Annotated in this window: 23 protein-coding genes; 18 read left to right on the forward strand and 5 right to left on the reverse strand. The window is 60.9% G+C overall.

The window, feature by feature from the left end; all coding sequences use genetic code 11:
- The first annotated feature begins 19 nt into the window (after window positions 1-19).
- The 4 genes from folP to ACFQND_RS04835 are packed head-to-tail and all read left to right on the forward strand — an operon-like array spanning window position 20 to window position 3,542.
- The gene (gene folP, locus ACFQND_RS04820; RefSeq protein ID WP_371437806.1) at window positions 20-874 is read left to right on the forward strand and encodes a dihydropteroate synthase; all 855 of its coding nucleotides are present in this window, start codon (window positions 20-22) and stop codon (window positions 872-874) included.
- Between the two features lie 45 nt (window positions 875-919).
- A complete protein-coding gene (glmM, locus tag ACFQND_RS04825; protein ID WP_371437805.1) occupies window positions 920-2,251 on the forward strand; it encodes a phosphoglucosamine mutase in 1,332 nt (443 codons plus the stop codon).
- A gap of 18 nt (window positions 2,252-2,269) precedes the next feature.
- The gene (locus ACFQND_RS04830; protein WP_371437804.1) at window positions 2,270-2,779 is read left to right on the forward strand and encodes a GNAT family N-acetyltransferase; all 510 of its coding nucleotides are present in this window, start codon (window positions 2,270-2,272) and stop codon (window positions 2,777-2,779) included.
- A gap of 4 nt (window positions 2,780-2,783) precedes the next feature.
- Window positions 2,784-3,542 carry a hypothetical protein gene (locus ACFQND_RS04835; protein ID WP_371437803.1) on the forward strand — a complete coding sequence of 253 codons (759 nt, stop codon included), beginning with the start codon at window positions 2,784-2,786 and terminating at the stop codon, window positions 3,540-3,542.
- Here the strand turns inward: ACFQND_RS04835 and ACFQND_RS04840 are convergent, their stop codons facing one another.
- Window positions 3,543-4,832, reverse strand: a complete 1,290-nt coding sequence (locus tag ACFQND_RS04840; protein ID WP_371437802.1) for an arsenic transporter — start codon at window positions 4,830-4,832, stop codon at window positions 3,543-3,545.
- A gap of 132 nt (window positions 4,833-4,964) precedes the next feature.
- Complete coding sequence (locus tag ACFQND_RS04845) at window positions 4,965-5,327, reverse strand: ArsR/SmtB family transcription factor (protein WP_371437801.1); 363 nt, start codon at window positions 5,325-5,327, stop codon at window positions 4,965-4,967.
- 86 nt (window positions 5,328-5,413) lie between these two features.
- On the opposite strand from ACFQND_RS04845, the gene arsC reads away from it, so the two are divergent.
- The 9 genes from arsC to ACFQND_RS04890 all read left to right on the forward strand — a co-directional run bounded on the left by arsC (window position 5,414) and on the right by ACFQND_RS04890 (window position 13,379).
- Window positions 5,414-5,845: an arsenate reductase (glutaredoxin) gene (arsC, locus tag ACFQND_RS04850; RefSeq protein WP_371437800.1), complete on the forward strand. Its 432-nt coding sequence runs from the start codon at window positions 5,414-5,416 to the stop codon at window positions 5,843-5,845.
- Window positions 5,814-6,569 carry an arsenical resistance protein ArsH gene (gene arsH / locus ACFQND_RS04855; protein ID WP_371437799.1) on the forward strand — a complete coding sequence of 252 codons (756 nt, stop codon included), beginning with the start codon at window positions 5,814-5,816 and terminating at the stop codon, window positions 6,567-6,569. The genes arsC and arsH overlap by 32 nt, the downstream gene beginning before the upstream one ends.
- A 451-nt stretch (window positions 6,570-7,020) precedes the next feature.
- Window positions 7,021-7,260: a hypothetical protein gene (locus ACFQND_RS04860; protein ID WP_371437798.1), complete on the forward strand. Its 240-nt coding sequence runs from the start codon at window positions 7,021-7,023 to the stop codon at window positions 7,258-7,260.
- Window positions 7,261-7,385: 125 nt separating this feature from the next.
- Window positions 7,386-8,237 (forward strand): GNAT family N-acetyltransferase, encoded by an 852-nt coding sequence (locus ACFQND_RS04865; RefSeq protein ID WP_371437797.1) that lies wholly within the window; start codon window positions 7,386-7,388, stop codon window positions 8,235-8,237.
- Entirely contained in the window at window positions 8,237-9,121 is an 885-nt protein-coding gene (locus ACFQND_RS04870) for a UDP-2,3-diacylglucosamine diphosphatase (protein WP_371437796.1), read from the forward strand. The genes ACFQND_RS04865 and ACFQND_RS04870 overlap by 1 nt, the downstream gene beginning before the upstream one ends.
- Before the next feature lie 8 nt (window positions 9,122-9,129).
- Complete coding sequence (locus ACFQND_RS04875; RefSeq protein ID WP_371437795.1) at window positions 9,130-10,233, forward strand: glycosyltransferase family 4 protein; 1,104 nt, start codon at window positions 9,130-9,132, stop codon at window positions 10,231-10,233.
- A 41-nt stretch (window positions 10,234-10,274) separates the two neighbouring features.
- Complete coding sequence (gene ppk1 / locus ACFQND_RS04880; RefSeq protein WP_371437794.1) at window positions 10,275-12,389, forward strand: polyphosphate kinase 1; 2,115 nt, start codon at window positions 10,275-10,277, stop codon at window positions 12,387-12,389.
- 2 nt (window positions 12,390-12,391) lie between these two features.
- Window positions 12,392-12,865, forward strand: coding sequence for a SixA phosphatase family protein (locus tag ACFQND_RS04885; protein WP_371437793.1), 474 nt, complete (start codon window positions 12,392-12,394; stop codon window positions 12,863-12,865).
- A gap of 100 nt (window positions 12,866-12,965) precedes the next feature.
- On the forward strand, window positions 12,966-13,379 hold the full coding sequence (locus ACFQND_RS04890; RefSeq protein ID WP_377412489.1) for an SgcJ/EcaC family oxidoreductase: 414 nt from the start codon (window positions 12,966-12,968) through the stop codon (window positions 13,377-13,379).
- 111 nt (window positions 13,380-13,490) lie between these two features.
- On the opposite strand, the gene ACFQND_RS04895 is transcribed toward ACFQND_RS04890, so the two are convergent.
- The 3 genes from ACFQND_RS04895 to ACFQND_RS04905 all read right to left on the reverse strand — a co-directional run bounded on the left by ACFQND_RS04895 (window position 13,491) and on the right by ACFQND_RS04905 (window position 16,680).
- A complete protein-coding gene (locus ACFQND_RS04895) occupies window positions 13,491-13,895 on the reverse strand; it encodes a hypothetical protein (protein WP_371437791.1) in 405 nt (134 codons plus the stop codon).
- 70 nt (window positions 13,896-13,965) lie between these two features.
- Window positions 13,966-15,465, reverse strand: a complete 1,500-nt coding sequence (gene ppx / locus ACFQND_RS04900; protein WP_371437790.1) for an exopolyphosphatase — start codon at window positions 15,463-15,465, stop codon at window positions 13,966-13,968.
- 66 nt (window positions 15,466-15,531) lie between these two features.
- Window positions 15,532-16,680: an ABC transporter substrate-binding protein gene (locus ACFQND_RS04905; RefSeq protein ID WP_371437789.1), complete on the reverse strand. Its 1,149-nt coding sequence runs from the start codon at window positions 16,678-16,680 to the stop codon at window positions 15,532-15,534.
- Between the two features lie 479 nt (window positions 16,681-17,159).
- Between ACFQND_RS04905 and pstS the strand changes: the two genes are divergently transcribed.
- From pstS to phoU, 5 genes are all read left to right on the forward strand, one after another.
- Window positions 17,160-18,179 (forward strand): phosphate ABC transporter substrate-binding protein PstS, encoded by a 1,020-nt coding sequence (gene pstS / locus ACFQND_RS04910; RefSeq protein ID WP_371437940.1) that lies wholly within the window; start codon window positions 17,160-17,162, stop codon window positions 18,177-18,179.
- A gap of 108 nt (window positions 18,180-18,287) precedes the next feature.
- Window positions 18,288-19,253, forward strand: coding sequence for a phosphate ABC transporter permease subunit PstC (gene pstC, locus ACFQND_RS04915; protein ID WP_371437939.1), 966 nt, complete (start codon window positions 18,288-18,290; stop codon window positions 19,251-19,253).
- The gene (gene pstA / locus ACFQND_RS04920; protein ID WP_371437788.1) at window positions 19,250-20,113 is read left to right on the forward strand and encodes a phosphate ABC transporter permease PstA; all 864 of its coding nucleotides are present in this window, start codon (window positions 19,250-19,252) and stop codon (window positions 20,111-20,113) included. Before pstC ends, pstA begins: the two co-directional genes overlap by 4 nt.
- A gap of 45 nt (window positions 20,114-20,158) precedes the next feature.
- Window positions 20,159-20,950: a phosphate ABC transporter ATP-binding protein PstB gene (gene pstB, locus ACFQND_RS04925; protein WP_371437787.1), complete on the forward strand. Its 792-nt coding sequence runs from the start codon at window positions 20,159-20,161 to the stop codon at window positions 20,948-20,950.
- 150 nt (window positions 20,951-21,100) lie between these two features.
- A complete protein-coding gene (phoU, locus tag ACFQND_RS04930) occupies window positions 21,101-21,802 on the forward strand; it encodes a phosphate signaling complex protein PhoU (RefSeq protein WP_371437786.1) in 702 nt (233 codons plus the stop codon).
- Window positions 21,803-21,806 lie beyond the last annotated feature (4 nt).

Consider the following 21,806-nt stretch of genomic DNA (forward strand, 5'->3'; position numbering starts at 1 on the left):
ATTTTTCAGCGAGCAGCCTGTGATCTGGCAAACCTCCCGTTTCCAAATAGACCTGGGCCGGCCCAGGGTGATGGGCATCGTCAATGCAACGCCGGACTCGTTTTCGGACGGCGGGAAGTACTTCGCCCCGGGCAGCGGCCTGTCAACTGTTTTTGAGCGCTGTGCGCAACTGGTTGAAGAGGGTGCCGACATCCTGGATATAGGCGGTGAATCCACCCGCCCCGGCGCGCCACCCGTGCCGCTGGACGAAGAGCTGGCGCGTGTGCTGCCCGTGGTGCGCCATGCGGTTCAGTTGGGTGTTCCGGTATCGGTAGACACCTATAAACCCGAAGTCATGCAGGCCGTGCTGGACCTGGGCGCAGACATCATCAACGACATATGGGCCTTGCGCCGTGCCGGTGCACGGGCGGTGGTGGCGCAGCACCCGGCCTGCGGCGTCTGCCTGATGCATATGCACGGCGAGCCGGTCACCATGCAGCTGGCACCCATGGTGGGTGATGTGGTGCCGCAGGTACGGGCATTCCTGATCGACAGTGCTGCGCAACTTGAAGCCCTGGGTGTGGACAGCCAGCGCATCGTGCTGGACTACGGCATCGGCTTTGGTAAAACAGTGGAACAGAATTTCTCCCTGCTGGCGCGGCAGCGCGAGCTGCTGGAGACGGGCTACCCCTTGCTGGCCGGCTGGTCGCGCAAGTCGTCGCTGGCCGTTACAGTCGCCACGCCGGATGTGGCGCAGCGTCTGGTGCCCAGCGTGGCCGCAGCCTTGCTGGCGGTGGAGCGCGGCGCGCGGGTGGTGCGTGTGCACGATGTGCGCGAAACCGTGCAGGCACTCAATGTGTGGGCTATGGCCATGCCGGTCAATGCGGCTCTTTAAAATCACGAACATCGCCGGATAAAAAACTTTTGAGGGACAAAACAAATGACCAGAAAATATTTCGGCACGGACGGCATTCGCGGCACCGTGGGCCAGGCGCCCATCACGCCCGACTTTGTGCTGCGCCTGGCGCATGCCGTGGGCCGCGTGCTCAAGCGCACCGAGGCGCGCCCAACGGTGTTGATTGGCAAGGACACGCGTATCTCCGGCTACATGCTTGAGAGCGCGCTCGAATCGGGCTTTAACTCCGCAGGCGTCGATGTGGTGCTGCTCGGGCCGTTGCCGACGCCGGGCGTTGCTTACCTCACGCGGGCGCAGCGCGCCAGCCTGGGCGTGGTCATCAGCGCCAGCCACAACGCCTTTCCCGACAATGGCATCAAGTTCTTCAGCGCACAGGGCAGCAAGCTGGACGATGCCTGGGAACTGGCGGTAGAGGCTGCATTGAACGAGCCACCGGCGTGGGTCGACTCGGCCAACCTGGGCAAGGCGCGCAGGCTGGACGATGCCGCCGGGCGTTACACCGAGTTTTGCAAAAGTACTTTTGCAAACGATTTGACGCTCAAAGGCCTGAAGATCGTGGTCGATGGCGCGCACGGCGCGGCCTACCATATCGCGCCCATGGTGTTCCATGAGCTGGGCGCCGAGGTGATTGCCATTGGCTGTGCACCGGACGGCCTGAACATCAACCACGAGGTCGGGGCGACCCATCCGGAAGCGCTGATAGCGGCGGTTAAAAAACACAAGGCCGACTACGGCATTGCGCTTGACGGCGACGCCGACCGGCTGCAACTGGTGGATGCCGATGGCCGGCTTTTCAACGGCGACGAGGTGCTCTACCTGATGGTCAGCGAGCGCCTGGCCCGGGGCGAAAAAGTCCCCGGCACCGTCGGCACGCTGATGACCAACATGGCCGTGGAAGTGGCCCTTCAACGCAAGGGCGTTGAGTTTGTCCGCGCCAAGGTCGGTGACCGTTATGTGCTTGAAGAGCTTGAAAAGCGCGGCTGGCTGCTGGGTGGCGAGGGCTCCGGCCATCTGTTGGCGCTGGACAAACACACAACGGGTGATGGCCTGATCAGTGCGCTGCAGGTGCTGCAGGCCTGCGTGCGCAGCGGCAAAACCATTGCCCAGTTGCTCGGTGATGTGGTGCTGTTCCCCCAGACGCTGATCAATGTGCGGCTCAAGCCCGGCCAGGACTGGCGCAGCAGCGAAAAGCTGAAAGCCGAGACGCTGGCTATTGAAACCGAACTTGGCGACACCGGCAGGGTGCTGATACGCGCCAGCGGCACCGAGCCGCTGCTCCGCCTGATGGTCGAGGCGCGCGATGCCGGGCAGGCGCTGGCCTGTGCCGAGCGCCTGTCGGACGCCGTGCAGGTTTGACACGTTTTTAATGCATTGATGCCTGAAGCCGCCAACCCGTCCCTGCGCATATGCCGGGCCGACTACGGTGACTCCGCGCATGCCCATGCACTTGTCAGCTTGCTGGATGCGTATGCGCAGGACACGGCCGGTGGTGGCCAGCCGCTGGCTGATGAGGTCAAGGCGGATCTGGCTCTGGAACTCGCGGCCCGGCCGCAGGCTTTCAGCGTGCTGGCTTTTGATGGCCAGCAGGCGATAGGGCTGGTCAATTGTTTTGAGGGCTTTTCTACCTTTGCCTGCCGGCCGCTGGTCAACGTGCATGATGTCGTGGTGCTGGCAAGCCACAGGGGCCGGCGGGTGGGCGAGCAGATGCTGGCACTGGTCGAGCAGATCGCACGCGAGCGGGGCGCCTGCAAATTGACGCTGGAAGTGTTGCAGGGCAACCGCAGCGCCGCCCGTCTTTATGAGCGTGCCGGATTTGCCGCTTACCAGCTGGATCCGGCCATGGGGAGCGCGCAGTTTTTGCAGAAATGGCTGATGCCGCTTTGACTTCATGAAGCCATTTCTTTCATTTTTTACCCACTGTATGTTGTGCGCCGTGGCGCTGCTGCTGTCCGGTGCTGTTTTTGCGGCTGATGAGGCAGTGGATGGCACGCAGCCGGTGGCCTACAAATTCACCACCGGCCTGTACCAGCTGTCGGGCGGCGGCCTGCCTTCGGGGCCGGGGCTGGATGTCAATTTGCGCGCCACGGCGGGTTTTGGCAATGCCTGGATCGGCTGGTTTCGCTCGCCGGTGCAGGACGTGAGACAAGCGCGAGCGGGCTGGGACAGCAGCTTCAAACTTGGGGCGCTGCGTTTCATGCCTTCGTTGCAGGTCGCGTCGGGCGGTTTTTGGGGCGGTAGCGCCGCGCTGGAGACCGGTACAAGCTGGTTTGCCGGGGTTGGCCTGGGGCGAACCAATCTGCGCAATTACGTCAATCTTAATTTCGATCCCAACGACGCCTGGATGCTTTCGGGCGGCTACCGCTGGAGCGACAGCAATTCGCTGGCGCTGCAGGTGGTGCGCGACAACCGGCTCAACCCCGACCAGCAGCATGTGCACCTGGTGTGGCGTACGCCAGTCGGGGACGAACAACGTCTGACGCTGGATTTGCTGTCCAAGAAGGGCTTGGTAGCGGGCCAGCCTGTTGAGCGCCTTGGCTTGTCGGTAAGTTATGACTGGCCGCGTTTTTTTGTGCGTATGGCCTGGGACCCGAAAGTCAATTTCACGCCGCAGGACATGCTGCGGCTGTCGGCCGGTGTCCGGTTTTAATCATCCTGCCAGGCTCAGCCGCAAGGCCAGCGCCGCGAGCGTCACGGCCAGGGTGGGGATTGTCAGCACGATACCCACCCTGAAGTAATAGGCCCAGGTAATCGTCATGCCCTTGCGCGCCAGCACATGCAGCCACAGCAAAGTGGCCAGGGAGCCTATAGGAGTGATTTTGGGGCCGAGGTCGCTGCCGATCACATTCGCGTAGACCATGGCCTCCCTGACTGCACCGCTTGCATGTGTGGCGTCAATTGAGAGCGCGCCAATCAGCACAGTGGGCATGTTGTTCATGACCGAAGACAGCAAGGCGGTGAGAAAGCCCGTGCCAAACGCAGCGCCCCAGATGCCGCCGTGTGCAAAGACGTCCAGCCAGCCCGCAAGGTAGGCCGTCAGCCCCTGGTTGGACAGGCCGTAGACCACCAGGTACATACCCAGCGAAAAGACAACAATCTCCCAGGGCGCTTCCCGCATCACCTTGCGTGTGCTGATGATGTGGCCACGCGCGGCTACTGCCAGAAGCAGCAGTGAACCGGCCGCCGCGATGGCACTGACCGGGACGCCCAGCGGCTCAAGTCCGAAAAAACCGATCAGCAGCATTGCCAGCACGGCCCAGCCCATGCGGAAAGTCGCGACATCACGGATGGCTTCCTTGGGCTGCCTGAGCTGTGCCACATCGTAGGCCTGCGGAATGCTGCGGCGAAAGTAAAAAAGCAGTACAGCCAGTGCAGACAGGACGGCCGCGATGTTCACCGGCACCATGACCGCCGCATAGTTGGCAAAGCCGATCTTGAAGAAGTCGGCCGAGACGATGTTCACCAGGTTGGACACCACCAGCGGCAGGCTGCCAACGTCAGCAATAAAACCTGCAGCCATTACAAAAGCCAGCGTGGCGCTGGCGCTAAAGCCGAGCGCCAGCAGCATGGCCATCACGATGGGCGTCAGGATCAGCGCCGCCCCGTCGTTGGAAAACAGGGCAGAAACCGCAGCTCCCAGCAACACGATCAGCACAAACAGCCAGCGCCCGCGGCCTTTCCCCCAGCGTGCCACATGCAGCGCGCACCATTCAAAAAAGCCGGCTTCATCAAGCAGCAGGCTGGTGATGATGATGGCGATAAACGTAGCGGTGGCGTTCCAGACGATGTGCCACACCACTGCAATGTCGGCAAGCTGGACCACGCCAAAAAGCAATGCCAGTATCGCGCCAAGCATGGCGCTCCAGCCTATGCCCAGGCCGCGCGGCTGCCAGATAACCAGGGTGATGGTGAGCAAAAAAATAAGTGAAGCTGCAAGCACGTCGTGTTTCCGTTTTTGTCTGAGTAGTCTGTTGCTATCGAAAATATAGCTGGATGCGCCCATCCGGCAAAGGGCGAGGGTACAAGTGTCTTATAAAGAGCCTGGCAGAAGAGGCCGATGGCCTGCGGTGCTTCAGCAAACGGCACAGGTGACCGGCGGGCTGGCCTCGCAGGGCTGGCCTTCGCAGCAGTGCTCTGTCAGGTAGCCGAGCAGGGCGTTCATCTGCCCGAAGCTGGCGCGGTAGATCAGGTTGCGGCCGCGGGCTTCGCTGCTCACCAGGCCGGCATGGGCCAGCTCCTTCAGGTGAAAAGACAGCGCGCTTGGTGCAACGCCCAGCTGCCCGGCCATGGCGCCCGGTGTCAGTCCGTCCGGCCCCGCAACGACCAGCGCACGGAACGCCCGCAGGCGTTGCGCCTGCGCCAGCGCAGCCAGGGCTTTGACGGCGGCGCCTTCATCCAGCTGGCCCGCGGGGGGCGATGGTGATTTTGATTCCATTATTCAAATATAATTGAATAATTGAATTGAGGCAATGATTTTGATTTTGTCCTGAACGGTTTTCAAACAAGCAAGGAGTCTGGTTTATGTCCGGCATCACGATTTATCACAACCCCAAGTGCGGCACCTCGCGCAATGTGCTCGCGCTGATACGCAACACCGGCGTCGAGCCCGAAATCATTGAATACCTGAAGACGCCGCCAACGCGGGAAAAGCTCAAGGCCCTGGCCGCGCAAATGGGCGTGCCGGTGCGTGACGTGGTGCGGCAAAAGGAAGCGCTGTACAAGGAACTCGGCCTGGATGACGCAGCGGTGGGGGATGAGGTCCTGATAGACGCCATGCTGGCCAATCCGGTCCTGATCAACCGGCCGATTGTCGTGACGCCGCTGGCCACGCGCCTGTGCCGCCCGTCGGAGGCCGTGCTGGACATCCTGCCGCTGCCGCAGCGCGGGGCGTTTGCCAAGGAAGACGGCGAGCAGGTCGTCAATGAGCGGGGAGAGCGCATTGCCGGGAACTGACCCAGCAGCGGCCACCGCCTCTGATGTGCCGAATATTGAGCCGGCACTTTTCTTGCAGCCATCCGCAGGGCTGCCGTCCGGCGCGCCTGCAAGCCATGCACCACGCGTCCTGCTGCTCTACGGCTCGGTGCGCGAGCGCTCTTACAGCCGCCTGGCCAGCGAAGAGGCCGCGCGCCTGCTGCAGGCCATGGGCGCGCAGACGAAAACCTTTGACCCCAGCGGCCTGCCTTTGCCCGATGACGCGCCCGAGTCCCATCCCAAGGTGCAGGAATTGCGGCAGCTTGCCGAATGGTCCGAGGCCATGGTCTGGTGCTCGCCCGAGCGCCATGGCGCCATGACCGGCATCATGAAATCGCAGATTGACTGGATACCGCTTTCAAGCGGCGCGGTCCGGCCCACGCAGGGCAAAACGCTGGCGGTGATGCAGGTCTCGGGCGGCTCGCAGTCCTTCAACGCCGTCAACCAGATGCGGGTGCTGGGCCGCTGGATGCGCATGCTGACCATCCCCAACCAGTCGTCGATTGCCAGGGCTTTCCTTGAGTTTGACGAGGCCGGGCGCATGAAGCCCTCGGCCTACTACGACAGGGTTGTGGATGTGATGGAGGAACTGGTGAAGTTCACCCTGCTCACGCGCGGCGCATCGCCCTGGCTCACGGACCGCTACAGCGAGCGCAAGGAAAGCGCCGAGGCCTTGTCCAAACGGGTGAACCAGCGCGCCATATAGCCTGCCAGCTACCCGGGCATACACCGGTACAAACTGGTGCGGTCGCCGTCGGTCATGGCGTCGCGGGTATTTCGCGGGGCGCCCCGTTGCGGCGCTTCGGTCGGCGTGGAAGGCATTCCCGGATGCTATCGATTCAGGAGCTGCCTGCGCGCTGTTTTATTGGACCTCAAGCCCTTTTTACATAAAAAACGGCAGCCTTGGCCAAAAACCAGGCTCGCAGCGAGCCGTCCGACTCGTCCAAATGCCAAAAAACAGCCATTTTCAGGCATGAAATACGCTCGTGGCCCAATAGTTACGGGCGCAACCAGCTATTCTTTTTATAGCGATCCGCCGCAACTCCCATCTGTCAGGCGCCGTCCAGTCGTGTCACACAACTGCCATTGAACTGACATGAACGCGTCACCCCCGGATTCCAGAATCCTTGTCAATGGCAAACAACAAGGGGACTGCAGTGGGACACGAATCAAAGCAACCGACCTGGCAAGGCACGCATGAACAGCCTGCCGGCCGCAGCCTGGGCGCGGGCATCCATGACTTCAACCAGCAGTGCCTTCGCATCCTGCGCTGCACCGCCATGGCCATGGCGAACAGCCCCGGCGGTTTGCGTTTCAAGGCGGGTACCCGGCCCTGGCTGGAAGGTTTGGCGGGCGGCGGGCAGGCTCAGGCGGGTCTGCCGACCGCCAGTGATTAGGTTTCCAGTCCATCAGCCCCGCCATCGGGGCTTTTTTACGGCACAAGCAACTGGAGCCAGAGCCGATGGATAGACAGACAGGAATTCAGAAGTTTTTCAAGACACCAGAAAACAAGGAGTTAGCCATGAAAGAACTGCCCAATCCAACCTTTGCATTGTCGCCAGTCGCAATGCCACGGGGGTCACTTCATCAAAGCGGTCATGCTGTCATTCCCGCCGCTGTTCAAAGGCCTGCCGTGGGCAAAATCACGGTCAGCTGGGCCCGCCACCAGGACGAGGTCCGGCAGGCGCAGCGCCTGAGGTACCAGGTCTTCGCGCTGGAGATGGGCGCCAACCTGCCCAACACCCTGGCCGGCCATGACATTGACCTGTTTGACGACTACTGCGAACACCTGCTGGTGCGCGACGAGGCCAGCAACGAGGTGATCGGTACCTACCGTGTGCTCACGCCGACGCAGGCCAAACGTGCAGGCAGCACCTACAGCGACACCGAGTTCGACCTGACCCGCCTGCGCTCCCTGCGCGAGCGCATGGTCGAGCTGGGCCGCAGCTGCGTGCATGAAGACCACCGGCACGGCGGCGTGATCCTGGCGTTGTGGGGTGCGCTGGCCGAATTCATGGCACGCAACCAGCTGGACACCATGATCGGCTGCGCCAGCATCCCGATGCAGCACAACGGTGTGTCCAGTGGCCACGCCGCCGCCAGCATCTGGCGCCAGTTGCGGCAAACCCACCTGGCGCCCATCGAGTACCGCGTCACGCCGCGCCTGGCCCTGCCGGTGGAGCAGCTCGACGATTCGCTGGATGTGGAGCCGCCCGCGCTGATTCGCGGTTACCTGCGCCTGGGTGCCAGGGTGCTGGGTGCGCCGGCCTGGGACCCGGACTTCAACTCGGCGGACCTGCCCATGATGATGCGCATCGCCGACCTGCCGCCGCGCTACCTGAAGCACTTCACCTCCAGGCCGGCGGAGGTCTGATGCGGAACAAGTTTGACGCCATGGGATCGCTGGGCAACGGCTCGGGCAATGGTTTTCTGCCGGATGACGGGCGCGATCATGAGCATGACGACGATGATTCGCTGCGCAAGCGTTACCGCACGATTTTCATCTCCGACCTGCACCTGGGCACGCCCGGCTGCCAGGCCGCGGCCCTGCTCGACTTTCTGAAGGCCCATCCCAGCGACAACCTTTACCTGGTGGGCGACATCGTGGACGGCTGGCAGTTGCGCCGTCGCTGGTACTGGCCGCAATCGCACAACGATGTGGTGCAAAAGCTGCTCAGGCGTGCGCGCAAGGGCTGCCGTGTTATTTATGTGCCCGGCAACCATGATGAGTTTGCGCGTGAATTTATTGGCAACCAGTTTGGCGGCATTGAAGTCATAGACGAGGCCGTCCACGTCACTGCCGACGGCCGCCAGTTGTGGATCATCCACGGCGATTATTTCGACGCGGTGGTGCAGTGCGCCAAATGGCTCGCCTATGTGGGCGACAACCTGTATGAATTCACACTCAAACTTAACCGCTACCTGAACAGCCTGCGTGCCCGCATGGGGCTGCCGTACTGGTCGCTGTCGGCCTACCTGAAACAAAAGGTCAAGAGCGCGCTGAATTACGTGACCGACTTCGAGGTGGCCGTGGCCAACGAGGCGCGCCGCCGCGGCCACCAGGGCGTGGTCTGCGGGCATATCCACCGCGCCGAAATGCGCGACATCAACGGCGTCCTGTACTGCAACGACGGCGACTGGGTGGAAAGCCGCACCGCGCTGGTCGAGAACTTCGACGGTTCACTGGAACTGGTCCACTGGGCGCCGGCCCATGAAACCCAGGGCCGTGGCCACCATGCATCGACGGTCACCGCTTAGGACAACGCATGAAGATCGCACTGATAACCGACGCCTGGCAGCCCCAGGTCAATGGCGTGGTCACCACGCTGGTGGAACTGGTGCGGGAGCTGGAGCAGCTCGGGCACCTCGTTGAAGTAATCCACCCCGGGCTTTTCCGGACCCGGCCATGCCCCGGCTACGCCGGCATTGATCTGGCTGTTGCGCCCAAACGCCTGCTGACGGAAAAGCTGGATGCTTTCCAGCCGGAGGCTGTCCATGTCGCCACCGAAGGCCCGCTGGGCTGGGCGGCGCGCGGCTACTGCATCAAACGCGGCCTGAGTTTCACGACGGCCTTTCATACCAAGTTCCCTGAAATCCTCAACGCTGCGCTGAAAGTCCCGCTGTCATGGGGCTATGCGCTGTTCAGGCATTTTCACAAACCGTCTTCTGGCGTGATGGTGCCGACCAACGGCGTGCTGCGCATGCTGGAGCAACGCGGTTTTCGTAACCTGCGCAGCTGGACGCATGGTGTTGACACGGCGCTGTTCACCTTCCAGCCGCAGCCGCGCCTGTACCCGCCCATGGGCACGCTGGCGCGGCCGGTGTCCCTGTTTGTGGGGCGTGTGTCTTATGAAAAAAACATAGATGCCTTCCTGAAGCTGGACATTCCGGGCACCAAGGTGGTTTGCGGCGTCGGGCCGCTTGAAGCCTCGCTCAAGGAGCGTTACCCGCAGGTCCGCTGGATGGGGGTCATGCCCCGGGACGAGCTGGCAAAGGTTTATGCGGCAGCCGATGTGTTTGTGTTTCCAAGCCGTTCGGAAACCTTCGGCCTTGTCATGCTCGAGGCCATGGCCGCCGGCACGCCGGTGGCGGCCTACCCGGTCGACGGGCCGCTGGAGGTACTGGGCAAGCAGGACGGAAGCTGTCACGGGGGTGTCATGGACGCTGATCTGCAACAGGCCTGTTACAGCGCGCTGGCCGTGCCGCGCCATGAAGCCCGCCTGCGCGCCCTGGACTTCAGCTGGGGCCATGCTGCGCAGCTCTTTGAGAGCTATCTTGTCGCGGTAAAGAAAGACATTGCTTGCAAATCGCCGAATGCCGGTGCAGTATCAGTCAAAAGTACTGTCACACCTTTGTCATCAAACCAGTAAACACTTGTTTTACCTTTTGATGACAAAGTGCAACCTTGTTAATGCCCCATTCGACTCCTTTACGTGTTTTACCTGTCCTGACTGCCTTGCCACACCCGCCTGTGCAGCCGGTGCAGTTCCTGGACCGCGACCACAGCATCCTTGCATTTAACGAGCGTGTACTGGATTGGGCCAAACGCCCCGACGTGCCATTGCTGGAGCGCCTGAGGTTTTTGTGCATCGTATCGTCCAACCTTGACGAGTTTTTTGAAGTGCGCGTGGCGCCGCACCTGACCGCGGCGCAGGGCAAGGACCCCAAGGGCGAATATACGGCGCAGTCCTTCAAGGCGCTCTCGAGTGCCGCACACGACATGGTGGCGCGCCAGTATTCGCTTTATAACGACGACCTTTTGCCCGCGTTTGAGCGGCACGGCATACGCATCGTCTCGCATGGCGAGCGCAATGCATCCCAGCGGCGCTGGGTCAAGGACTATTTTGAAAGGGAAGTGCGGCCGCTGCTGATTCCCGTCGGGCTGGACCCGTCCCATCCCTTTCCGCAGGTGGCCAACAAGTCGCTGAACTTCATTGTCCGGCTTGGCGGGCACGATGCGTTTGGCCGTGAAAACGAAATCGCCATCGTCAAGGTGCCGCGGGTATTGCCGCGTTTCATCCCCATGCCCGGCCGTGGCTCCCACAAGGGCATGCTGTTTGTGTCGCTTTCCAGCGTCATTCGCGCGCACCTGGCAGAGCTTTTTCCGGGCCGCACGATGGGGCAGTTCTCGCAGTTCCGCGTCACGCGCCATTCAGACCTGGCGGTCGATGAAGACGATGTGAAAAACCTGCGTACAGCCTTGCGCCAGGGGCTGGAGCAGCGTCACTACGGACAGGCCGTCCGGCTTGAAGTGTCGGCCGGCTGCTCGGATTTTCTCTCGGGCTTTTTGCTCAGGCAGTTCAACCTGCCCGAACTGGCGCTGTACCGGGTGCATGGCCCGGTCAACCTGGTGCGCCTGACGCAGCTGGTGGACCTGGTCAATGATCCCGCGCTTTTGTTCCCTGCCTATAGCGCCTGCTACCCCACGCAACTCGTGCAGGGGCAGTCATTTTTTGAACGGCTCAAGCAGGGGGATGTGTCCATTCACCAGCCCTTCGAGAGTTTTGACGGTGTACTGGCCTTTTTGCGCGAGGCGGTCAACGACCCGCATGTGCTGGCCATCAAGCAAACCATTTACCGCACGGGCACCGACTCGGAGCTGATGGTGCTGCTGCGCGAAGCCGTGCGGCGCGGCAAGGAAGTCACGGTGGTCGTGGAGCTCAAGGCGCGCTTTGATGAGGAAGCCAATATCAACTGGGCCGAGATGCTGGAGTCCATTGGCGCGCAGGTGGTGTACGGTGTGGTGGGGCTGAAGACCCACGCCAAAATGCTGCTGGTTACCCGGCGTGAAGGCAAGCACCTTGTGCGTTATGCGCATCTGTCCACCGGCAACTACAACCCGCGCACAGCACGCCTGTACACCGACGTGAGCTACCTGACGGCCGAGCCCTTGCTGACGGCGGACGTTGACAATATTTTTGTGCACCTGGCCAGCCAGAGCCGGCTGCCGAAACTGCACCACCTGTTGATGGCGCCGTTCCATTTGCAGCAAAGGCTGATAGAAAAAATCGACTCACTGGGCGAGGCGGCGTTGAAGGGCAGGGATGCCCGCATTGTTGTCAAGATGAATGCCCTGACCGACGAAGACCTGATGCTGGCGCTGGTGCAGGCCGGGCAGCGCGGCGTGAAGATTGACCTGATCGTGCGCGGCGCCTGCATGCTGCCGGCGCAGGTCCCCGGCGTCACCGACAACATCCGCGTGCGTTCCATCATCGGCCGTTTTCTTGAGCATTCCAGGGTGTTCTATTTCCGCTGCGATGCTGAAGAAACGCTTTACCTTTCCAGCGCGGACTGGATGAACCGGAACATGCTGCGCCGTGTGGAACTGGCCTGGCCGGTAACCGATCCGGTGATTCGCCAGCGCATCATTGACGAGTGCCTGGTGGCTTACCTGCACGACGGGCTTGACGCATGGGACCTGCAGCCCGACGGCACCTATTTGCGCGTCGGTCCACGCGAGCAGGGCCATGGGGCGCAGGCCGCCCTGATGGCGCGTTACACGGCACCAGGGCAAAGGGGTAAATAAACATGGACCTGATCCTGTGGCGTCATGCGGAGGCAGAAGACTGGCTCGAAGGTGATGTGCAGGCAGGCAATGACCTTGATCGTTCGCTGACGGCACGTGGCGAGAAACAGGCCGCCCGCATGGCCGGCTGGCTGGACCGCCAGTTGCCCGAAGGCGCACGCATCCTGGTGAGCCCGGCGCGGCGCTGCGAGCAGACGGTGCTGGCCTTGGGCCGCAAATACAAGATACGTGCTGAACTGGCTCCGGACGCGACGCCCGCGCAGCTGCTGGAGCTGGTGCAGTGGCCGTCAGCCAGGTCGCTGATTCTGGTGGTCGGCCATCAGCCCGTCCTGGGTCAGGTCATCGCCCAGCTTTTGGGTCTGCAGGAAAACGAATGTCCCGTCAAAAAGGGCTCGCTCTGGTGGCTGCGCAATCGCGACCGTGATGGCCAGAGCCAGACCGTCGTGGTGACTGTGCAGTCTCCCGAGGTTCTTTGAGTTGACGCGGGGCCTTACGGGGCGCGATGATGGGGGTTTAAGACGTTTTTTGCCAGGTCGACTCCCCCATTACGATGAGCGTAATTTCCCCATGACTCAAATGAAAAAACCGGAAGATGCGCCCAGTGCATTCCAGGCCGCCTGGAACGCTCATGACATGGCTGCTCTGGGCAGCTTGTTTGATGAAAACGCGACATTCGTAAATCGCTTCGGGCACTATGTCCGTGGCATTGATGCGATCGTGGCACTCCACGCGCCCATTCACGAAACCATCTATAGCGACTCCACGCTGGAAAATGAGTTGATCGATGTAAGCCACATGGCCGAAGGCGTGGCGGTCATACATTTCTGGAGCCGCCTGACGGCCGGTGCCGCACACCCGGCCGGACCACATGAGGTGGATACGCTGATCCTCGCAGTACTGACGAGACAGAACGAGACCTGGCGCATTCGGGCGCTCGAGAATGTGACCCTCACCAACCCGCGCAGCGGGGAACCGGTCTTGCGCGGTTAGTGCAGTGTTGCGATGCAGGTGAGGGGGCAAGGATCGACGAGGGTGCTGCTGCGCACGCAACAAAGACGATCCTGCGGGCATGAACGCCAGAAGCGCCTGCCCTTGCGTGGTTCAAGAACCGAGCGTGGGCCGGCCGGTCTTGATGGCAGGAACCTGCTCAAGCGCCGTCAGGAACGCGGCGTCGGAGAGGCTGGCCAGCAGCTTGATGCCTGCGCGCAGCAACTCGCTTTTCTTGGCAGGGCGGGTCAGTTTGGCGGCACGCTGTTTGAGTTCGTCCAGCACCACGTATTCCGTCTTTGGAATGGTGAAGCTGTCGCGCACCAGCTTGGCTTTTTTCGGCTTTTCAATTTTTTCGGGCTTGGCGACCGCAGCCTTTTTGGCTTGAGGTGCCTTGGCCGGCAGTTTTTTTGCGCTGGCCTTGCGCACCGGCGCCTTGCTGACAGGGGGGTTTGCCGGTGCTGCTTTGGGTTTTGCTGCGGTTTTTGGTGTCGCCGATGCTTTTTTCGCGGTTGCCATGAGGTCTTCTTTCAAATAAACGATATATACAGTTTATATTGTTTTGAAGCCGCCAGTCAAGCGGACGACTTCACAGCCCCGAGACGATCAAAGTCCAGGGTGTTTTTTGCCAGGCCAGCACTTCTTCCCGCAGCAGGTGCGCGGACTGGGGAAAGGCTTCGGCCCAGCCGGGCCTGCAATTGAGTACGAAGAAGCGGCCGGGTTCGGCACCGGCTTCAAGCTGCAGGCCCTTGAGGTCGGGGTCGCGCCTGGCATGGCACAAAATCACCGCCAGGCGCAGGCACAGCAGTTGGGCAATAAACGGGCGGTCTTCAAAATCCACATCCAGTTTGCGCAGCTTGCCGCGATGGCCCAGCACCAGCAGGCTGAGCCGGTGCAGCTCGGGTAGTGCAAAACCGGGGGCATCGGCGTTGTCGAGGATGTAGGCGCCGTGCTTGTGGTAATCGCTGTGGGATATCTGGCTGCCGATTTCATGCAACTGGGCCGCCCACTCCAGCTTGCGCTGAAGACGCTCCGATTCCGCTGCCGGCAGCCCCGCACCGGCCATGCGGAACAGGTGTTTGGCGACCCTGTCGACACGCTGGGCCTGTATCGCGTCCGCATCGAATTTGGCTACCAGTCGCTTCACGCTGATGGAGCGCAGGTCGGTCCGTTCCTGTTCGCGCTCCAGCAGGTCATACAGTACGCCGTGCCGCAGGGCGCCTTGTGCGGCCTCCATGCGCTCTATGCCCAGCAAACCGAAAACCGCGCGCAGCACGCTCACACCGCCACCAATGACGGGCCGGCGATCATCCTTCATGCCTTCGATCTTCAGGCGATCGGCGCTTTGCGCCTTGACCAGGCGGTCCAGCAGCCAGTCCAGCCCTTCACGGGTGACAAGGCCTGGCGGCCAGCCGGCGGCCGTCAATACATCGCTGACCGCGCCTATCGTGCCGGAGGAGCCATAGGCCACATCCCATGCCTCGGCCCGGTACACATTCACGGCTTCTTCAAGAACGGCTTTGGCGGCAATTTCTGCCATGTCGAAGGCGCGCGCGCTGAATTGCCCGTCAGGGAAATACTTCATCGACCAGGCCACGCTGCCGACGCGGTAGGATTCCATGGTGCGGGCCTCAAGGCCCCGGCCCACAATCATCTCTGTGGAGCGGCCACCGATGTCGACCACCAGCCGGCGCTCGTCCGACTGCGGCAGCATGTGGGCCACGCCCTGGTAAATCAGCCGGGCTTCCTCGCGGCCCGAAACCACGTCAATCGGGAAGCCCAGGATTTTGTGGGCTCGTACCAGGAACTCGTCGCGGTTGCGGGCTTCGCGCAGGGTTTGTGTGGCGACGGCGCGGACCTGGTGTTTTTTGAAACCTGCCAGGCGTTCGCCGAAGCGGGCCAGGCAATCCCAGCCGCGTTGCATGGCTTCAGGGGTCAGGTTGCGGTCTGCATCAAGCCCGTTGCCCTGGCGGACGGTTTCCTTGAGGTATTCGGTGCGGTTGATCTGGCCATGGTCAAAGCGGCCAATTTCGAGGCGAAAGCTGTTGGATCCAAGATCCACAGCAGCCAGTAGCGTTCCATTTTGCATGTCTGAGTTTCTGTTTGATTTCTCAGCATAGCATTCACGTGGTACTCGCATCGTTGTTGCAGGTGCCTAGCCAATCACCCGGCCATCCAGAGTCATCATGCTTTGCGTGACATAGGTGCTGCTGCGGCGCTGGGCGTTAAAACTGACGCGAAAACCGCCTACATCCATTGCGGTACGGCGCTGGAAAGCGGCCAGGGCGCTCTGGCGGGTCAGGGGGCCATCCACGTCATTGAGCACTTCAAACGTATAACGTGCGGAAATGAAGCCGGCCAGGCTTAGTGAGGTGGGCGGCTCGTCAAACAGGCGTGCCAGCGTTTCGCGGTAGCTGCGCACGACCGGCAGGCTGGCCGTCACCAGAGGGACCGGCTGGGTCGCAATGACGGGGGTGTTACGCGCCGCACCCATCTGCTGCATGACTTGCAGGTTGACGTCGGCCAGGGCCACGACATAACGCTGGCGCGACTGTTTTTCCAGGCCCTGGGTGAATTCGGCCAGTTCCGGCGTGCCACCCACAAAAAGCAGCACGGCAGGCGTCTGGGGCGTGAGTTTTTGCCCCAGTGCCCGCAACTGGCCTGCACCCTGGAAGGACTGGAGCTTGAGCTGCATGCCGGCGGCAATACGCTCGACTTCAACGTGGTAAGCGGCATGGTCCCGTGCGGTGCCGTAAATTGCGCCCAATTCCTTGAGCCCCATGACTGAAAGCGTTTTCAGCGCGTGGGCAATCTGCTCCTGCCGCGCGGCGAAGATGGGAAAGGTGCTGTCATCGACTTCCAGGCTGGCGTTCTGCAGCCAGGGAGCGGCGTGGGCAATGTTGAGCCCGTCCTTGCGTATCAGCGCCACGGTTTCGGATGCAATCTGGTCGCCGACGCTGCCTGACAGCACCACGCAGGACGGGTTGGCTTTGACAGATTCGATGGCTGTGCGCAGGCTGGCCGGTGTGCCGTCGGTCTCCAGCGTCAGGTGCTGCACCTGCCGGCCGCGCAGGCCACCGCGCAAATTGATGTCCTGCCAGGCGGCACGTGAACCGATCAGGAAGTCCTTGGAAACATCCTGTTGTGCCTGGGAAAAGTCGACAACCTGGGCCACGACCACGCTGCGGGAGGCGCTGGCCGTTTTGCCGGGTTGTGCCCAGGCGGGCAGGGCTGCGCTTGCGCCCAGCAGGCTGGCGCGCTGCAGCAGGTGGCGCCGGTTCAGGGATGGTTCTTGAAAAAGCATGTTTATTCCTCGAGACGTCTTAAACGTCTGTGATTAAAGTTTTTAATTGCTATCTAATTGATAGCTGGTTGCGCTTGTATCCAGGGGGCCATGGCCATAAATTGCTTGAAAAAAGCCGTCCAGCTGCGAAATTTGCAGGCTCAGGGGGATAGATGCCTTCATGGGGGCGTTGCCGGCAAAACGCTGGCTGGTTGCGACGATGTCAGGAGAGCGGCACCCAAGCCTGGAAATACCCCCGGCCAAAACAGGTTTGAGCGTAGGTGCCCCGTATGACAGGACGGTGACTGAAATTTGACGCTTTTGTGACGCGGGACGGGTGTGTCACACGGGCCGTTTGGGCAGGGATTTGTCACACCCCTGTCACACAAGGTTCCTAAAGTCAGCGCATCTCTCCTTTTTCTCGTACCTGGCCTTTCTTTTTTTATAGTTTTTCCATAACCCAAAGAGGTGTTTTGATGAAATTTGCTTACAAACTTTCGATGATTGCTGCTGTCGGCTTTGCTGGCCTGTCGTTTGCCACGCTGTCTTCTGCCCAGGAAGTCACGGGCGCAGGCGCCAGCTTCCCGGCACCGCTGTATTCCAAATGGGCCGCAGACTACAACAAGGCCACCGGTGTCAAGATCAACTACCAGTCGGTGGGTTCGGGCGCAGGCATCAAGCAGATCGATGCCAAGACCGTGGACTTCGGCGCTTCCGATGCACCCCTGAAAGACGAAGAACTCAAGGCCAAAAACCTGGTTCAATTCCCGATGGTGATTGGCGGCGTGGTGCCGGTGGTCAACATCAAGGGCATCGCAGCAGGCCAGCTCAAGCTGAGCGGCCAGGTGCTGGGTGACATTTACCTCGGCAAGATCAGCAAGTGGAGCGACCCCGCGATCAAGGCGCTGAACCCCACCCTGGCGCTGCCGGATGCAGACATTGCGCAGGTTCGCCGCGCCGATGGTTCGGGCACCAGCTTCATCTTCACCAACTACCTGAGCAAGGTCAACGCTGAATGGAAAAGCAAGGTTGGCGAAGGCACTGCCGTGAACTGGCCAGTGGGCGCCGGCGGCAAGGGCAATGAAGGCGTGGCCGCATTTGTGGGCCGCCTGCCCAACTCCATAGGCTATGTCGAATACGCCTATGTCAAGCAAAACAAGATGACCTATGCACTGCTGAAAAATGCCGCAGGCAATTTTGTCTCGCCGGACGATACCGCTTTCAAGGCTGCCGCGGCAAATGCTGACTGGGCCAAGAGCTTCTACCAGATCCTGACCGAGCAATCCGGCAAGGACGCATGGCCCATCACCGGCGCGACCTTCATCCTGATGCAAAAAGCCCAGGACAAGCCTGCGCAGGCCGCCGCTTCGCTCAAGTTCTTTGAGTGGGCCTACAAAAACGGCGATAAGGTTGCCGACGACCTGGACTATGTGCCCATGCCTGCAGCCGTGAAAACGACGGTTGAAAAATCCTGGGCCGATATCAAGGACACCTCGGGCAAGGCCGTCGCGTTCAAGTAATCCGGGTTTTACCGCCGCAACAAACTGCAGGGGTTTTTACACGTGTCCTCTACACTTCCGGCAAGCCGGGCTGCTTTTGACCACCCGGCAAAAGTGACCGGACGCGCCATGACCAATCCACCTCCCGTTAACACTGTTCGCAGGAATCCCGTTGCGGACCGGCTTTTCGGCTGGGCTGCCCTGGGTGCCGCACTGCTGACGCTGGCCTTGCTCATCGGCATCCTGGCTTCACTGGTGGTGGGCGCCTGGCCCGCCATCAGCAAATACGGCCTCGGCTTCCTGACCAGCAGTGTCTGGGACCCGGTGAAAGACGAGTACGGTGGGCTGGTCATGATTTACGGCACGCTGATGACATCCGCCATCGCCTTGCTGATTGCGGTGCCCGTCAGCTTTGGCATTGCGCTTTTTTTGACGGAGCTGTCCCCGGCCTGGCTCAAAAGGCCGCTGGGAACCGCCATTGAACTACTCGCCGCGGTACCCTCGATTGTGTATGGCATGTGGGGCCTGCTGGTGTTTGGGCCCATCCTGGCAACCTATGTCCAGCAACCCCTGCAAAGCCTGTTTAAGGGCGTGCCTTTCCTTGGCGCCCTGGTGTCCGGCCCCCCGGTCGGCATCGGTATCCTGTCGGCCGGGATTATCCTGGCCATCATGATCATTCCCTTTATCGCGTCGGTCATGCGCGACGTGTTTGAAGTCACGCCGGTGCTGCTGAAAGAGTCGGCTTACGGCCTGGGCTCCACCACCTGGGAAGTGGTTTCCAAAGTGGTGCTGCCTTACACAAAAGCCGGTGTCATCGGCGGCATCATGCTGGGCCTGGGGCGCGCGCTCGGTGAAACCATGGCGGTTACATTTGTCATCGGTAATTTCAACCAGCTGGATTCGCTGAGCCTGTTCCAGGCGGCGAACAGCATCACCTCGGCGCTGGCCAACGAGTTCGCGGAAGCGGGCGACGGACTGCACCAGGCCGCCTTGATCTATCTGGGCCTGGTGTTGTTCTTTATTACCTTTGTCGTGCTGTCGCTGTCCAAGCTGCTGCTGGCCCAGTTGCGCAAGAGTGAAGGGGTCAAGACATGAGCGCGGCTATTCAGGATACGGCGCGGCTGGCCAAGTTTGCCCGCCGCAAGCGTGTTAACCAGGTTGCATTGGTGCTGTCTCTGGGTGCCATGGCGTTTGGCCTCTTCTGGCTGGCGTGGATTCTGTTCGAAACCATACGGCTGGGCCTGGGCGGCCTGTCTGTTGCGACCTTTACCCAGATGACGCCGGCGCCCAACGAAGAGGGCGGTATTGCCAATGCACTTTACGGCTCGTTACTGATGGTGCTGCTGGCCACTTTTGTGGGCACGCCCGTCGGCATCATGGCCGGCATTTACCTGGCCGAATACAACACCAAGGGCTGGCTGGCGTCCGTAACGCGTTTTGTCAACGACATTTTGCTGTCGGCGCCGTCCATCGTGATTGGCCTGTTTGTGTACACCATCGTGGTGGCGCAGTTCAAGTCCTACTCGGGTTGGGCCGGCGTTGTTTCGCTGGCGCTGATCGTGATCCCGGTGGTCATACGTACCACGGAGAACATGCTGCAACTGGTCCCGCCGGGGCTGCGCGAAGCTGCTTATGCGCTGGGAGCACCCAAGTGGAAGGTCATTACCAGCATCACGCTCAGGGCCGCACGTGCAGGCGTGACGACCGGGATATTGCTGGCCGTTGCGCGGATTGCCGGTGAAACGGCGCCGCTGCTGTTCACGGCGCTGAACAACCAGTTCTGGACCTCGGACCTGAGCAAGCCCATGGCCAGTTTGCCCGTGACTATTTTCAAATTTGCACTCAGCCCTTACGAGAACTGGCAGCAATTGGCCTGGGCAGGTGTTTTCCTGATCACGCTGGCCGTGCTTGGCCTGAATATCCTGGCGCGTGTTTTGACACGCAACAAGGGCTGACCCAGTCCGTCCGAACAACGAATACAAGACCAGAAAGCAAGAACAATGGAAACTGCAACAGCTTCGCACGTGCCGCAGGTCGCACAGTCGAAAATCTCGGTGAAAAACCTGGATTTCTATTACGGGAAGTTTCACGCGCTCAAGGGCATCAACCTGGAAATCCCCGAGAAAAAGGTCACGGCCTTCATCGGGCCTTCCGGCTGCGGAAAGTCAACACTGCTGCGCATCTTCAATCGCATGTATGAGCTTTACCCGGAGCAGCGTGCCGAAGGCGAAATCATGTTTGACGGCGAGAACCTGCTCACGTCGAAAAAGGACGTAGCCCTGATTCGCGCCAAGGTCGGCATGGTGTTCCAGAAACCCACACCGTTCCCGATGTCGATTTACGACAACGTCGCTTTTGGTGTCAAACTGTTTGAAAGCCTGAATTCGGCAGATATGGACGAGCGGGTGGAATGGGCGTTGCGCAAGGCGGCACTCTGGACCGAGGTAAAAGACAAGCTGAACCAGAGCGGCTCCAGCCTGTCCGGTGGGCAGCAGCAGCGTCTGTGCATTGCACGCGGCATTGCGATCAAGCCGGAGGTCCTGCTGCTCGACGAGCCATGCTCGGCACTTGACCCGATCTCAACAGCCAAGGTTGAGGAACTGATCGCCGAGCTTAAGAACGAGTACACCGTGGTGATCGTGACGCACAACATGCAGCAGGCCGCCCGTTGCAGCGACTACACAGCCTATATGTACCTGGGCGACCTGGTGGAATTTGGCGCGACTGAAGACCTGTTTTTCAAGCCAAAACGCAAAGAGACGGAAGATTACATTACTGGCCGGTTCGGCTAGCGCAGCAACTCATGAAGCTACTGCGCGACGCCATACCGCATTTGCGGTGCTCTGCGTACCTTAAGTACGCATCCGCTCCTCAATGCGGCCTGACGCCGCTCGCTACGCTTCCTGAGTCACTGCGGTCTTGTCAAAATACGAAAGAAGAATATGTCCGATAAACATTTATCTACCCAGTTTGACAGCGAACTCAATGGCGTGTCTTCACGCGTGATGGAACTCGGCGGGCTGGTTGAGTCCCAGATCCGCCTGGCCATTTACGCGCTGTCGCAGTTCAGTTCCGAAAGCGCCAACCAGGTGATTGAAACCGAAGCGCGTGTCAATGCCATGGAAATCGACATTGACCGCGAACTGTCCTCCATCATTGCACGCCGCCAGCCTACCGCCCGCGACTTGCGCCTGTTGATCGCGATCTCAAAAACCACGGCCAACCTTGAGCGCGCAGGCGACGAAGCCGAAAAGATCGCGCGCATGGTCAAGTCCATCATCGAAAGCGGTTCTGCCCGCTCGCTGCCGTCTTCAGACCTGCGTGTTGCCGCCGAGCTTGCCAGCGGACTGCTGCGCAAGGCGCTGGACGCGTTTGCCCGGCTGGATACGGCGGGGGCGGTTTCCATCCTCAAGGAGGACGACCAGATCGACCAGGAGTTCGACGGTTTTGTGCGAAAGCTCATCACTTACATGATGGAAGACCCGCGCACCATCTCGGCCAGCCTGGACCTGCTGTTTGTGGCAAAAGCCATAGAGCGCGTGGGCGACCACGCCAAGAACATCGCTGAATTCATCATCTATGTGGTCAAGGGTGCGGATGTCCGTCATACGCCCATGGACCAAATCGAGTCTGCTGTAAAGTAATTGG

The sequence above is a fragment of the Polaromonas aquatica genome, assembly GCF_042659145.1.
Classification (GTDB): domain Bacteria; phylum Pseudomonadota; class Gammaproteobacteria; order Burkholderiales; family Burkholderiaceae_C; genus Polaromonas; species Polaromonas aquatica.

Excerpts from the sequence above, each read along its gene's own strand:
- ACFQND_RS04885 (WP_371437793.1), top strand. The coding sequence starts at position 12,392 with ATGGACCTGATCCTGTGGCGTCATGCGGAGGCAGAAGACTGGCTCGAA.
- ppk1 (WP_371437794.1), top strand. The coding sequence starts at position 10,275 with ATGCCCCATTCGACTCCTTTACGTGTTTTACCTGTCCTGACTGCCTTG.
- arsH (WP_371437799.1), top strand. The coding sequence starts at position 5,814 with ATGAGCGGGGAGAGCGCATTGCCGGGAACTGACCCAGCAGCGGCCACC.
- ACFQND_RS04845 (WP_371437801.1), bottom strand. The coding sequence starts at position 5,327 with ATGGAATCAAAATCACCATCGCCCCCCGCGGGCCAGCTGGATGAAGGC.
- pstA (WP_371437788.1), top strand. The coding sequence starts at position 19,250 with ATGAGCGCGGCTATTCAGGATACGGCGCGGCTGGCCAAGTTTGCCCGC.
- arsC (WP_371437800.1), top strand. The coding sequence starts at position 5,414 with ATGTCCGGCATCACGATTTATCACAACCCCAAGTGCGGCACCTCGCGC.
- pstC (WP_371437939.1), top strand. The coding sequence starts at position 18,288 with ATGACCAATCCACCTCCCGTTAACACTGTTCGCAGGAATCCCGTTGCG.
- phoU (WP_371437786.1), top strand. The coding sequence starts at position 21,101 with ATGTCCGATAAACATTTATCTACCCAGTTTGACAGCGAACTCAATGGC.
- ACFQND_RS04830 (WP_371437804.1), top strand. The coding sequence starts at position 2,270 with ATGCCTGAAGCCGCCAACCCGTCCCTGCGCATATGCCGGGCCGACTAC.
- ACFQND_RS04870 (WP_371437796.1), top strand. The coding sequence starts at position 8,237 with ATGCGGAACAAGTTTGACGCCATGGGATCGCTGGGCAACGGCTCGGGC.
- pstB (WP_371437787.1), top strand. The coding sequence starts at position 20,159 with ATGGAAACTGCAACAGCTTCGCACGTGCCGCAGGTCGCACAGTCGAAA.
- ACFQND_RS04895 (WP_371437791.1), bottom strand. The coding sequence starts at position 13,895 with ATGGCAACCGCGAAAAAAGCATCGGCGACACCAAAAACCGCAGCAAAA.
- ACFQND_RS04905 (WP_371437789.1), bottom strand. The coding sequence starts at position 16,680 with ATGCTTTTTCAAGAACCATCCCTGAACCGGCGCCACCTGCTGCAGCGC.
- ACFQND_RS04875 (WP_371437795.1), top strand. The coding sequence starts at position 9,130 with ATGAAGATCGCACTGATAACCGACGCCTGGCAGCCCCAGGTCAATGGC.
- ACFQND_RS04865 (WP_371437797.1), top strand. The coding sequence starts at position 7,386 with ATGAAAGAACTGCCCAATCCAACCTTTGCATTGTCGCCAGTCGCAATG.
- glmM (WP_371437805.1), top strand. The coding sequence starts at position 920 with ATGACCAGAAAATATTTCGGCACGGACGGCATTCGCGGCACCGTGGGC.
- ACFQND_RS04835 (WP_371437803.1), top strand. The coding sequence starts at position 2,784 with ATGAAGCCATTTCTTTCATTTTTTACCCACTGTATGTTGTGCGCCGTG.
- ppx (WP_371437790.1), bottom strand. The coding sequence starts at position 15,465 with ATGCAAAATGGAACGCTACTGGCTGCTGTGGATCTTGGATCCAACAGC.
- ACFQND_RS04890 (WP_377412489.1), top strand. The coding sequence starts at position 12,966 with ATGAAAAAACCGGAAGATGCGCCCAGTGCATTCCAGGCCGCCTGGAAC.
- pstS (WP_371437940.1), top strand. The coding sequence starts at position 17,160 with ATGATTGCTGCTGTCGGCTTTGCTGGCCTGTCGTTTGCCACGCTGTCT.